Consider the following 13240-nt stretch of genomic DNA (forward strand, 5'->3'; position numbering starts at 1 on the left):
TGTTGGGTGATGCTTGTTACATAAAACCCTGTAAATATTACAGAAATTTTAAATAACAGTTAAAAAATAGAAGTTTTTAGATTTATAGTGGTAGAAAGTGGTGGGATGTGGTAGACTTGTTCTATCAAGTGGAAAAGCGGGTGTATTGGCTATGCTTATGGGTGAATACCAACATAATATCGATGCCAAAGGCCGCCTAATCGTTCCATCAAAGTTTCGTGAGGAACTTGGTGAAAAATTTGTGGTAACGAGAGGGATGGATGGCTGTTTATTTGGTTATCCTTTAAATGAATGGTCACAACTTGAAGCAAAACTTCAAGAAATGCCCTTAGCTAAGAAAGATGCACGTACCTTTGTACGATTCTTTTATTCCGCTGCAACAGAATGTGAGATTGATAAGCAAGGTCGTATCAATATTCCAGCGAATTTACGAACACATGCCAGTTTAGAAAAAGGCTGTGTTGTTATCGGCGTCTCTAACCGAATTGAAATTTGGAGTGACGAACGTTGGCATGCATTCTCTGATGAAGCTGAAGAAAACTTTGATGAATTAGCAGAAACAATGATTGATTTTGGATTTTAGGAATGAGGCAAATGATGACTGAAGAATTTCGCCATTACACCGTTCTTTTAAAAGAAACAGTGGATGGATTACAAGTGAAGCCGGATGGCGTATACGTAGATTGCACACTCGGTGGTGCCGGACATAGTGAATACTTACTGACACAATTGAATGAGCACGGTCATTTATATGCCTTTGATCAAGACCAAAAAGCGTTGGCACATGCTAAGACTCGTTTGCAGAAATATGTAGACAAAGGTCAAGTGACCTTCATCAAATCAAATTTTAGAAATATTAAAGAAGAATTGGCAGAACACGGGGTGTTCCATGTTGATGGAATTCTATACGATCTAGGTGTTTCTTCACCACAATTAGATGAAGCAGAACGTGGTTTTAGCTATCATCAAGACGCACCCTTAGATATGCGCATGGATCAAGACGCACCCTTGACGGCTCGCGAAGTGGTGAATACGTATAGCTATAGTGAGTTAGTAAAAATTTTCTTTCGTTATGGGGAAGAGAAATTTTCGAAACAGATTGCTCGAGAAATTGAACGTGTTCGCGAAAAGCAACCAATTGAAACAACAGGTGAACTCGTTGAGATTATTAAGACGGCGATTCCAGCTCCAGCAAGACGCAAAGGTGGACATCCTGCAAAACGAATTTTCCAGGCAATTCGCATTGCCGTTAATGATGAATTAGGGGCAGTTGAAGAGTCGCTAGAACAAGCAATTGATTTGCTAGCGAAAAATGGCAGAATCAGTGTGATTACGTTCCATTCGTTAGAAGATCGTATTGTTAAAACAATGTTTAAAGAATACAGTACGGTACAAGATTTGCCACCAGGCATTCCAGTGGTACCAGAAGAATTTCAACCAGAATTAAAAGTAATTACCAGAAAACCAATTTTACCAAGTGACAGTGAGTTATCTGAGAATAATCGTTCACGAAGTGCGAAGTTACGCATTGCCGAAAAAATAAAATCTAGATAGAGAGAGGGGTAGACACATGGCTGAATTGAAGAAAGTAAATGATTTCCATTATGAAGCACCAGAAATGGATCAGCCAACTGTGGCAACAGAGCAAGACAGAAAAATGCAAGAGGAAACACTACCTGTCCCCACTCTATTACCCAAAAAGAAACTAAAAAATGTCTCTTTACTAGAAAAATTAATCGGTGTTGTATTAGTTTGTGCAACGATTGGTATTGCAATTGCGACAATTCAAGTAAGAACGACAATTGTCCAAACCATGAACGATATTACAGAAACACAAGCAGTCATTAAAGAAAAGGAAGATAACGCTTTGAAATTGGAACAAGAAAGAAGCGAACTTTCTAAATCAGATCGAATCAAAGATGTCGCTAAAAAACAAGGACTAGAAAATAACGGCGACAATGTTAGGACTGTTAAATAATGAGTAAAAGACATAAATTTAAACAATTCATGAAAAAGAAAAACTTAAATCCGATGAACAATCGTAAAAAAGTAGGCATCATTTTATTCGCTACGAGTATTGGATTGTTCTTTTTATTTGCCTTTAGAACGACATACATTGTGGCAACAGGCAAAGTAGCCGGTGTATCACTAAAGGAAAAAACAGCTTCTCTATATGAAGGAAGCCAAGTGGTAAAAGCTAAGCGAGGATCAATTTTAGATCGATATGGTAATCCAATTGCAGAAGATGCTACTTCCTATTCGTTATATGTCGTATTATCAAAAAAATATACGGGACAAAATAATGAAAAGCTATATGCGGAGAAAAAAGACTTCGATGATATTGCTGAAATTTTAGCGAAATATACCAAACTAGACAAAAAAACAGCATTGAAATACTTGAATAATGGGATCCATGAAGATGGGTCAACACAATATCAAGTGGAATTTGGTACGGGTGGTCAAAACATCACCTTGGAAACACGCCAAAAAATTGAAGCAGATTTGAAAAAGAAAAAAATCTCAGGTGTTTATTTCAATGAACATCCAGCCAGATTATATCCCAATGGTCAGTTTGCTTCTCACTTTATTGGCTATACAAAAGCAGCCAATCCAGATGATGATAAAGAAGGCTTAGTAGGCGCAATGGGACTAGAACAGACCTATAATGATATTTTAAGTGGAACCGATGGCCGTGTGTATTTTGAAAAAGATATTTATGGCAATGCCTTACCAGGAACTGTGGCGGAAGAGAAAAAAGCAGTGGATGGTCAAGATATTTACACGACGCTAGATAGTCGCTTGCAAAATACCTTAGAAGATTTAATGACGCAAGTTAATGAAAAATATGAACCAGTTTCTATGACTGCCATGTTAATGGAAGCAAAAACAGGCGAAATTGTTGCCATGTCTCAACGGCCAACATTTAATCCTGAAACGAAACAAGGGTTAGACGATAATGGCACGTGGCAGAACCTATTAGTTGAAAGTCCTTATGAACCAGGCTCAACAATCAAATTATTTACAACAGCTGCTTCTATGGAACAAGGACAGTTTAATCCTAATGAATTATTCAATCGTGTTGGTGGAATTCAGGTTGGGGATGTAACTGTGAATGACCATGACTACACTCGGTTGAACGGCAAAGAATATTTGAATTATCGTCAAGCCATTTCTTGGTCTAGTAATATTGGTATGGTAAAACTAGAACAAAAAATGGGTGATGAAAAATGGATGGAATATTTGAAAAAATTTGGTTTTGGTACGAGCACGCATTCAGGTTTAAGTGGTGAATCTGCTGGTAAATTGCCAGGAACAAACTTTGTAGATAGAGCAATGTCGGCATTTGGTCAAGCAATTACGGTTACTAATTTCCAAATGATGAAAGGTTTCTCAGCTATTGCAAATGACGGTTCAATGTTGCAACCTCATTACATCAGCAAAATTGTTGACAAAAATACAGGAAAAGAAACGATTACGGAACCACAAATCGTAGGAACCCCAATCAAAGCGCAAACAGCTCAACAGATTCGTACGTACATGATTGATACTGTTGAAGACCCGACTTACGGGATTGCGTATGATATTTATAAAGTGCCAGGCTATCATGTTGCTGCCAAAACAGGAACTGCCCAGATTTCAGATGGTAAAGGGTACGTTGATGGAGCAAGTCAAGTCTTGTCTTCTGTAGTGGAAATGGTCCCAGCAGATAATCCTGAATATGTTTTGTATATTACACTGAGACAAGCAAAATCAGGTTCGCCTTCAGAAGCAATGGCGGCAATTGCAAACCCATTAATGAAATTAGCGTTAGACATTAAAGAGACAGATCCGGAAACAACGAAAGTAGCTTCTGATAAAGTCACAGTTGCTGATTATAAAAACATGACACCAGCGGAAGCGTTGGCCAATGCCAAAGTGAACGGGGTGGATCCTGTGATTATCGGTGATGGTGAAAAAATCAAGAAACAATCAACACCGTCTGGTCAAACATTAATGCCTAATCAGAAATTGATTTTGATCACAAATGGAACGAACTATATGCCTGATTTAACCGGCTGGTCGAAGAGCGATGTTACCAAGTTTGGCGATCTATTAGGTTTGACTGTCGAGTTTAAAGGTGAAGGCTATGTGACGAAACAAAGTATCGCTGCTGAAACTGAAATTACGGAGAAAAAATTAACCGTGACTTTAGAAGGCACAGAATAATAACGTAGAATAATTAGGAGAGATAACATGGAGTGGACACAGATTTTTATTCCCATAGTGGTGAGTTTTGCCATTACAGTGAGCGTAATGCCACTATTCATTGGCTATTTTCAAATGAAAAAACAAGGGCAGGTTACTCGTGAAGATGGCCCAACTTGGCATAGCGTGAAAACAGGTACCCCTACAATGGGGGGAGTCGTTTTCCTTGTAGCCAGCTTGATTACTTCATTAGCAATGGGGTTGTTTTTCCACCAATTTACGCCGTCTCTACTAATTACTCTATTTATTTTAGTATTATACGGTTTGCTAGGTTATTTAGATGATTTCATTAAAGTCTTTAAAAAACGGAACATGGGCTTGAATTCTCGTCAAAAATTAATTGGTCAAATTTTTGGTGGGTTGGTTTTCTACTTTGTTTATCGAAGTGAAGGCTTTTCAGACACCTTAGATTTGTTTGGAGTAGCAGAAGTTCCGTTAGGTATTTTTTATGGCGTGTTTATTATTTTTTGGTTAGTCGGTTTTTCTAATGCCGTGAATTTGACAGATGGGATTGATGGCTTAGTTGCTGGTTTAGGAACAATTTCATTTGGTACTTATGCAATTATTGCCTGGAAACAACAACAATTTGATGTTGTGATTATCTGCCTAAGTGTGATTGGTGGGCTGATTGGCTTTTTCCCTTATAATAGAAAACCAGCAAAAATCTTCATGGGTGATGTTGGTTCATTAGCATTAGGTGGATTGTTAGCAGCAATTTCAATTATTTTGCATCAAGAATGGACGCTACTTTTAATTGGACTTGTCTACGTTTGTGAAACAGCAAGTGTTATTTTACAAGTTGCTTCATTTAAATTATTTGGTCGACGGATTTTTAAAATGTCACCAATTCATCACCATTTTGAAATGTGTGGTTGGTCTGAATGGAAAATTGATTTTGTCTTTTGGTCTGTCGGTTTAATCTGTTCAGGAATCACATTATGGATTCTTTTCTAATCTATCAAAGGGGAAATTGACAATGAAAAAAATAACAACCTATCAAAACAAAAAAGTGTTGGTTTTAGGACTAGCTAAAAGTGGTGTCAGCGCAGCGAAACTCTTACATGAGTTAGGTGCGCTCGTTACCGTTAATGACGCAAAACAATTTGATCAAAACCCTGACGCCCAAGATTTATTAACCTTGGGTATTCGTGTTGTTACAGGGGGGCATCCAATTGAATTGTTGGATGAAGAATTTGAACTAATCGTTAAAAATCCTGGTATTCCTTATACAAATCCACTTGTGGCAGAAGCACTAACTCGGAAAATTCCTATCATAACTGAGGTGGAATTAGCAGGTCAAATTGCCGAATGTCCAATTGTCGGCATTACGGGCACCAATGGTAAAACAACCACGACCACGATGATTGGTTTACTGCTAAACGCTGACAGAACGGCTGGTGAGGCGCGTTTGGCGGGAAATATTGGTTTTCCAGCGAGTACGGTGGCTCAAGAAGCAACGGCCAAGGATGATCTTGTGATGGAACTTTCTAGTTTTCAGTTAATGGGAATTGAGACGTTTCACCCACAAATTGCAGTAATTACAAATATTTTTGAGGCACACTTGGATTATCATGGTTCGCGGAAAGAATATGTTGCTGCAAAATGGGCCATTCAAAAAAACATGACCGCAGAGGACACCTTGATTTTAAATTGGAATCAAGTAGAGCTTCAAACGTTAGCCAAAACCACAGCTGCCAACGTATTGCCTTTTTCAACGAAAGAAGCAGTAGAAGGGGCTTATCTTTTAGATGGGAAATTATATTTTAATGAAGAATATATTATGCCCGCCGATGAGTTAGGTATTCCTGGCAGTCACAATATTGAAAATGCACTCGCAGCGATTTGTGTAGCTAAATTAAAAAATGTATCGAATGCTCAGATTAGACAAACTTTGACAAACTTTTCAGGCGTTCCCCATCGAACGCAATTTGTTGGCGAAGTTCAGCAAAGACGTTTTTATAACGATTCAAAAGCAACCAATATTTTAGCTACAGAGATGGCGTTAAGTGGGTTTGACAACCAAAAGCTACTTTTACTTGCGGGTGGCTTGGATCGCGGTAACTCATTTGATGAATTGGTTCCTGCTCTGCTGGGACTCAAAGCAATTGTTTTATTTGGTGAAACCAAAGAAAAATTGGCGGAAGCTGCTAAAAAAGCGAACATTGAAACAATTTTATTTGCTGAAAATGTTCAAACGGCGGTTACCATTGCCTTTGATTATTCGGGAAAAGATGATACTATTTTACTATCACCTGCTTGCGCAAGTTGGGACCAATACCCGAATTTTGAAGTACGCGGGGAAGCCTTTATGCAAGCTGTTCAACAATTAAAAGAAAGTGAAATGTGAGAAAATGAAGATACTAGTAACTGGTGGTGGCACAGGTGGGCATATCTATCCTGCGTTATCCTTCGTCGAACACGTCAAAAAAGAAGCACCTGCAACAGAATTCTTGTATGTGGGAACAGAAAATGGTCTAGAAAGTCAAATTGTGCCAAAGGCGAAAATTCCATTTAAAACGATTAAAATTCAAGGATTCAAGCGTTCGCTAAGTCCTCAAAATTTTAAAACAATTTATTTATTTTTAACAAGCATTAATAAAGCAAAAAAAATTATTCGTGAATTTAAACCAGATGTGGTCATTGGTACAGGCGGTTATGTTTCTGGTGCAGTGGTTTATGCGGCCCACCAATTAAAAATACCGACAATTATTCATGAACAAAATAGTATCCCCGGAATGACAAATAAATTTTTAAGTCGTTATGTGGATAAAATTGCGATTTGTTTTCCGGATGTCGCTAGTTTTTTCCCGAAAGAAAAAACAATTTTAACAGGGAACCCGCGGGGACAAGAAGTCGTAACGGTGGAAAAGTCAGCTATTTTATCAGAGTTTGGCTTGGATCCAGCAAAGAAAACGGTGGTTTTATTTGGCGGAAGTCGTGGCGCCTTGAAAATTAATCAAGCGTTTGAACAGGCCTTTCCTTTGTTTGAAGAGAGAGAGTATCAAGTTTTATACGCTTCAGGAGAAAGATATTATCAGGAACTTCAAGAAAGTCTAAAGCTTTCTGAAAAGAAATTGACAAACATAAGTGTGCAACCGTATATTGATAAAATGGTTGAAGTGATGGCTAATACCGATTTAATGGTGGGACGTGCAGGAGCAACCTCAATTGCGGAGTTCACCGCATTAGGATTACCAGCAATTTTAATTCCGAGTCCTTACGTCACGAATGATCATCAAACGAAAAACGCGCAAAGCTTAGTAAAAGTTGGTGCTGTTGAAATGATTCCAGATGCAGAATTGACTGGCGCTCGTTTAGTTACGGCAATTGATGATATTTTATTAAACAATGAAAAAAGACAACAGATGGCAACGGCGTCCAAAGGGGAAGGCATCCCAGATGCAAGTGATCGTTTGTATCAAGTTGTGAAAACGTTAGTCTGAGATAGGAGGTGTGGAAGATTAGTAACGAGAACGATATATTCAAAAAAAGAAAACCATTACCTCCAAAAAAATCGGAAGAGTCTAAACCTGAACTGACACCTTGGCAAAAACAAAACCAAGAATATTTGAAGAAGCAAGCGGAAGAAGCTGCTTCAAAAGGTGAAAACGAACAAGCAGAAGTCACCATCACTTTACAAGAACAAAGTCAAGAAGAGCCTCAACAACATCTTCCACAAGAAACAGTGGAAGAAGAGGAGCATTTTGCAGATCGTTTACCGAACGTTAAGAAAACACGGAACAAGCGCTTATATAGGCGTTTAGCCTTTATTTTAACTTGTTTAGGGACAGCCATTTTAGTGGCATTGTATTTTGTTTCGCCTCTTAGTCGATTGAGTGAAGTAACAGTTTCAGGTAACAAAAGTGTGGAGAGTCAAGCGATTATTCAGCAGTCAAAACTTGAAACGGGCAGTGGCTTATGGGAGCAGTATTCAAATAGAAATTATTTTTCTGCAAATATTCAGAAAAAGTTTCCAATTATAAAAAAGGCGAACATTAAGTTAAATGGTATTAATTCATTTAAAATTGATATTCAAGAGTATCAAATTGTCGCTCTTGCTGCGACTAAAGGCGGCTATCATCCGATTTTAGAGAATGGTAAAACTTTGGCGGAAACCACCAAAGCTGCTGAAAGTGGCAAACCAATTTTTGAGAATTTCAAAGAGGATAAATTAATCCCTGAATTAATGGCCTCTTACAACAAATTACCTCAAGAAATTAAACAAGGAATTTCAGAAATTAAATATGCACCATCAAAAACCAATAAAGACTTGATTAATGTCTATATGAATGATGGAAATCGAGTGATTGTTAATATTTCTGATTTAAGTGAAAAAATGGCTTATTATTCACAAGTAGCCGAGCAAATGGACAAACCTGGAATCGTTGATATGGAAGTCGGCATTTTTTCTTATCCGTATGAAAAAGAAAGTGAAGAAACGGGCAGTGAAGTTTCCGAAGATTCAGCGGTTGAAAATCAAGAAGTTGTGGACCCAAATGCAGGCGTAGCAACGGATGAAGCGAATAACGGTACGCCGACAAATGGAGAAAATCAAGAAGTGCAACAAGCAGAATAAGTTTTTTACAAAAATGTTTCAAAAATTAACGAACAAATTCGTATAATCTGCTTTCTAAAACCCCCATTTTTATGGTAAAATTGGAAGAAGTGAATAATACTAAAAAAGAGATAGTTAAACGGACGCCTTTGTCCGCTTAGATATTGGAATTAATAGGAGGAGGAATTCCGTTCATGGCAAAAACAGGAATGTATGTAGGCCTCGATATTGGTACAACTTCTGTCAAAGTAGTTGTCGCTGAATATATTGAAGGTCAAATGAACATCATCGGCGTTGGAAATGCAAAATCAGACGGTTTGAATCGAGGGATTGTCGTCGATATTGATCAAACAGTTCAAGCAATCCAACGGGCCGTTCGACAAGCCGAAGAAAAAGCCGGCATTCAAATTAAAAGCGTAAATGTTGGATTACCAGCGAATTTATTAGAAGTAGAAAGCTGTCAAGGAATGATAGCTGTTAGCAGTGAATCAAAAGAAATTACAGATGAGGATGTGCGCAACGTCGCATCTGCAGCTTTGGTTCGTTCAACTCCTCCTGAACGTCAAATTGTTGCAATCTTACCGCAAGACTTTACCGTCGACGGCTTTGAAGGCATCAAAGACCCACGTGGAATGCTTGGCGTTCGCATGGAGATGTTTGGCGTTGTCTATACTGGACCAAAAACAATCATCCATAACATCCGTAAATGTGTTGAAAAAGCTGGCTTAGGAATTAACGAATTAGTGATTACACCGCTTGCTTTAACGGAAACAATTTTAACAGATGGCGAAAAAGACTTTGGAACAATTGTCATTGATATGGGTGGCGGTCAAACAACGACATCTGTTATCCACGACAAACAATTGAAATTTACTCATGTTAACCAAGAAGGCGGCGAGTTCATCACGAAAGATATCTCAATCGTATTGAATACTTCTTTTAACAACGCCGAAGCCTTAAAAATTAATTATGGGGATGCTTATCCAGAAAGAACTTCAGCAAACGAAGAGTTTTCTGTTGATGTTATCGGTAAGTCAGAGCCTGTAAGAGTGGACGAACGTTACCTTTCAGAAATTATTGAAGCGCGTGTGGAACAAATTTTGAGAAAATCAAAAGAAGTTCTGGATGAAATTGATGCGTTTGAATTACCTGGAGGCGTTGTGTTAACTGGTGGCGCCGCTAGTATGCCAGGTATTGTCGATTTGGCGCAAGAAATTTTTGAAGCCAACGTAAAACTATACGTACCAAATCACATGGGCTTACGTAACCCAGTCTTTGCTAATGTCATTAGCATTGTGGAATATTCAGCGCAACTAAACGATATTTATCACATTGCCAAATATGCAATCCCTGGTGAAAAATCGAAACCAGCACAATCAGTCGCTGTCCAACAAGAAGTTCGCTATGACACATATGCTGAACAGCCTCAAGAAGAATACGAAGAATTCAACGAACGTGAGTCTGGTGAAAAAGTGACAGGCAAAATCAAAGACTTCTTCTCGAACATTTTCGACTAATCACACAAACAGGAGGATACGATATCATGGAATTTTCATTAGACAATAACATTAACAACGGTGCAGTCATTAAAGTTATCGGTGTAGGTGGCGGCGGCGGAAACGCTGTAAACCGTATGATCGAAGAAAACGTTAAAGGTGTGGAATTTATCACAGCCAATACAGACGTTCAAGCATTAAAACATTCAAAAGCAGAAACAGTGATTCAATTAGGCCCTAAATACACTCGTGGTTTAGGTGCTGGTTCACAACCTGAAGTTGGCCAAAAAGCTGCAGAAGAAAGTGAACAAGTGATTTCAGAATCATTACAAGGCGCGGATATGATTTTCATTACTGCTGGTATGGGTGGCGGAACTGGTACAGGTGCTGCGCCAGTAGTTGCAAAAATCGCTAAAGAATTAGGCGCTTTAACAGTTGGTGTAGTAACTCGTCCATTTAGTTTTGAAGGTCCAAAGCGTGGTCGTTTTGCCGCTGAAGGAATTGCCTTATTAAAAGAAAACGTTGATACACTATTAATTATCTCAAACAACCGCTTATTAGAAGTCGTTGACAAGAAAACGCCAATGCTTGAAGCATTTAGAGAAGCTGATAATGTATTACGTCAAGGTGTTCAAGGGATTTCAGATTTAATCACTGCACCAGGTTACGTAAACTTGGACTTTGCTGACGTGAAAACAGTGATGGAAAACCAAGGAACAGCTTTAATGGGAATTGGTGTAGCGAGCGGCGAAGAACGCGTAATTGAAGCAACGAAAAAAGCTATTTCTTCACCATTGTTAGAAACATCAATCGATGGTGCGGAACAAGTCTTATTAAACATTACTGGTGGCTTAGATATGACCTTGTTTGAAGCGCAAGATGCTTCAGATATCGTGACAAATGCTGCTTCAGGTGATGTGAACATCATCCTAGGTACATCAATCAACGAAGATTTAGGCGACGAAATTCGTGTAACAGTAATCGCTACAGGTATTGATGAATCAAAAAAGGATAGAAAACCGCACCGTCAAACAAGACAAGCGGTTCAACCAATGCAACAAACAACTCAATCTGTGGAAATGGATCAACCAAAATCACAAGAAGAAGCAAGTGCTTTTGGCGATTGGGATATTCGCAGAGAACAAAATACACGTCCAAAAGTTGATGAATCTTCATTAGAACAAGTAGACAAAAAAGAATTTGACACATTCCACCGTGAAGAACCAAATCACAATGATGACGAATTAAGTACGCCACCATTTTTCCGCAGAAAACGATAAGGAGCATCGATTAGAAATGATAGCTGAAAACTTAACAAATATTAATAATCAACTTCAGCTAGCATGCAAAAGCTCACAGCGCTCTGTTGCTGATGTGACAATGATTGGCGTCACTAAATCAGTAGGAATTGAGGAAGCAGCAGAGCTTGTTCAGCTTGGTGTCCAGAATTTAGCTGAAAACCGAGTAGATAAGTTACTAGAAAAGAAAGCTGGATTGGAAAAATTTAATGATATTCAGTGGCATTTAATTGGTAATTTACAACGTAGGAAGGTAAAATTAATTATTAATGAGATAGATTATTTTCATGCATTAGATAGTCTGAGTCTAGCCAAAGAAATTCAAAAAAGAGCAACGAAAGTTATTCGTTGTTTTGTTGAAGTGAATATAACTGGGGAAGAAAGCAAGCACGGCTTTCGTAAAGAAGACGTCTTACCTTTCATTCAAGAACTTGCTGATTTGGACAAAATTCAAATCGTCGGTCTAATGACTATGGCACCTTTTGGGGCAAGTGAAGAAGTATTACATGCAACATTCAGAGAATTAAAAGAGCTGCAAATGACCGTAAATGAGAAACATTTATCTTTTGCTCCTTGTACAGAACTTAGCATGGGAATGAGTAACGATTTCCCAATCGCAGTTGAAGAAGGTGCAACTTTTATACGAATCGGAACAGCGTTATTCAGAGATGCGTAAAGGAGAGGAATTTATGTCAATTTTTAACAAGGATGCGTTATCGAGCTTTTTTGGCTTATCTGGCGAAGAAGATGATTATTATGATAACTACGAAGAATATGAAGAGCGCAAAGCAGTTAATGAACCACCGCGTCGTGCAGCTCGGCCTAAACCACAACGCCCTGTTCAACAACAGGAAAGTTACAATCAGCCAGCTTATACACAACAAAGTGAGCCTGTAGTTGAAAAACCTTCTGCACGCTATCGTTCTGCTGAAGCGCATCAAGAAAGAGACACACAACAAGCTGCTTACACAGAGAAAAAAGTGGTTTCTATGCGTAGTTCTAATCAATCAGCGACTACGAATACAAGACGAGCACAAGAAAGCACCGCCAATGCAAAAACACATAAAATTACTATTATTGAACCACGTGTGTATTCAGAAGCAATGAGCATTGCGAAACATTTATTTGCTGAAGAAGCTGTGCTAGTTAATTTTACATTAGTAGAAGAAGACCAAGCACGACGCATCGTTGATTTCTTAACTGGTACTGTGTATGCTTTAGACGGAGATATTCAGCGCGTTGGCAATGAAATCTTCTTATGCACACCAGCGAATATGGAAATTGATAGTGCGACAGCACAATCTTTAGCCAACAAACAATTCTTTGATTTCTAAGCCTTAGGGAGGTGTTATTATCGCAACACTGATTACTCTATTATACAAAGGCGTTCAAATCTATTCAGGATTACTAGTGATTTACGCGCTACTTTCATGGTTTCCAGGAGCATATGATTCTGCTTTCGGGCGTTTGCTCTCTAGAATTTGTGAACCATACTTAAGTTTGTTTGACCGTTTGAATTTAAGGATTGGAATGGTTGGATTTAACGTAATGGTAGGGATTATTGTCCTTAACCTAGCAGCGGGTGGCTTAGCAGTCATTTTACGAGCTATTGTTTATTAATAACTTTTAGAAAGGATGATTTATCT

Annotated in this window: 13 protein-coding genes; all 13 read left to right on the top strand. The window is 38.5% G+C overall.

The genetic code is table 11. From position 1 onward, the window contains the following. Positions 1–97: 97 nt before the first annotated feature. The 13 genes from mraZ to IGK27_RS03670 all read left to right on the top strand — a co-directional run bounded on the left by mraZ (position 98) and on the right by IGK27_RS03670 (position 13214). Positions 98–583 (top strand): division/cell wall cluster transcriptional repressor MraZ, encoded by a 486-nt coding sequence (gene mraZ / locus IGK27_RS03610; RefSeq protein ID WP_002383402.1) that lies wholly within the window; start codon positions 98–100, stop codon positions 581–583. A 14-nt stretch (positions 584–597) separates the two neighbouring features. Beyond that, positions 598–1554 carry a 16S rRNA (cytosine(1402)-N(4))-methyltransferase RsmH gene (gene rsmH / locus IGK27_RS03615; protein WP_002355891.1) on the top strand — a complete coding sequence of 319 codons (957 nt, stop codon included), beginning with the start codon at positions 598–600 and terminating at the stop codon, positions 1552–1554. Between the two features lie 16 nt (positions 1555–1570). Beyond that, positions 1571–1978: a cell division protein FtsL gene (ftsL, locus tag IGK27_RS03620; RefSeq protein WP_002358883.1), complete on the top strand. Its 408-nt coding sequence runs from the start codon at positions 1571–1573 to the stop codon at positions 1976–1978. After that, positions 1978–4206, top strand: a complete 2229-nt coding sequence (locus tag IGK27_RS03625; protein WP_002381310.1) for a penicillin-binding protein — start codon at positions 1978–1980, stop codon at positions 4204–4206. Before ftsL ends, IGK27_RS03625 begins: the two co-directional genes overlap by 1 nt. 27 nt (positions 4207–4233) lie before the next feature. Next, positions 4234–5199 carry a phospho-N-acetylmuramoyl-pentapeptide-transferase gene (mraY, locus tag IGK27_RS03630; protein ID WP_002414266.1) on the top strand — a complete coding sequence of 322 codons (966 nt, stop codon included), beginning with the start codon at positions 4234–4236 and terminating at the stop codon, positions 5197–5199. 22 nt (positions 5200–5221) lie between these two features. Beyond that, entirely contained in the window at positions 5222–6592 is a 1371-nt protein-coding gene (murD, locus tag IGK27_RS03635) for a UDP-N-acetylmuramoyl-L-alanine--D-glutamate ligase (protein ID WP_016627308.1), read from the top strand. A gap of 4 nt (positions 6593–6596) precedes the next feature. After that, entirely contained in the window at positions 6597–7688 is a 1092-nt protein-coding gene (gene murG / locus IGK27_RS03640) for an undecaprenyldiphospho-muramoylpentapeptide beta-N-acetylglucosaminyltransferase (protein ID WP_002361408.1), read from the top strand. Between the two features lie 8 nt (positions 7689–7696). Next, a complete protein-coding gene (locus IGK27_RS03645) occupies positions 7697–8821 on the top strand; it encodes a cell division protein FtsQ/DivIB (RefSeq protein ID WP_002361409.1) in 1125 nt (374 codons plus the stop codon). Between the two features lie 173 nt (positions 8822–8994). Then, the gene (ftsA, locus tag IGK27_RS03650) at positions 8995–10317 is read left to right on the top strand and encodes a cell division protein FtsA (RefSeq protein ID WP_430596429.1); all 1323 of its coding nucleotides are present in this window, start codon (positions 8995–8997) and stop codon (positions 10315–10317) included. A 26-nt stretch (positions 10318–10343) separates the two neighbouring features. Next, positions 10344–11576 (top strand): cell division protein FtsZ, encoded by a 1233-nt coding sequence (gene ftsZ, locus IGK27_RS03655; protein WP_002355899.1) that lies wholly within the window; start codon positions 10344–10346, stop codon positions 11574–11576. A gap of 16 nt (positions 11577–11592) precedes the next feature. Further along, a complete protein-coding gene (locus IGK27_RS03660) occupies positions 11593–12270 on the top strand; it encodes a YggS family pyridoxal phosphate-dependent enzyme (protein WP_002358890.1) in 678 nt (225 codons plus the stop codon). Between the two features lie 13 nt (positions 12271–12283). Further along, positions 12284–12928 (top strand): cell division protein SepF, encoded by a 645-nt coding sequence (locus tag IGK27_RS03665; RefSeq protein ID WP_002358891.1) that lies wholly within the window; start codon positions 12284–12286, stop codon positions 12926–12928. Between the two features lie 28 nt (positions 12929–12956). Continuing rightward, positions 12957–13214, top strand: a complete 258-nt coding sequence (locus IGK27_RS03670) for a YggT family protein (protein ID WP_002355902.1) — start codon at positions 12957–12959, stop codon at positions 13212–13214. The last annotated feature ends 26 nt before the right edge of the window (positions 13215–13240 follow it).

Origin of the sequence: Enterococcus sp. DIV0236 (assembly GCF_050558525.1) — a bacterium.
GTDB classification, from domain to species: Bacteria; Bacillota; Bacilli; order Lactobacillales; family Enterococcaceae; genus Enterococcus; species Enterococcus faecalis.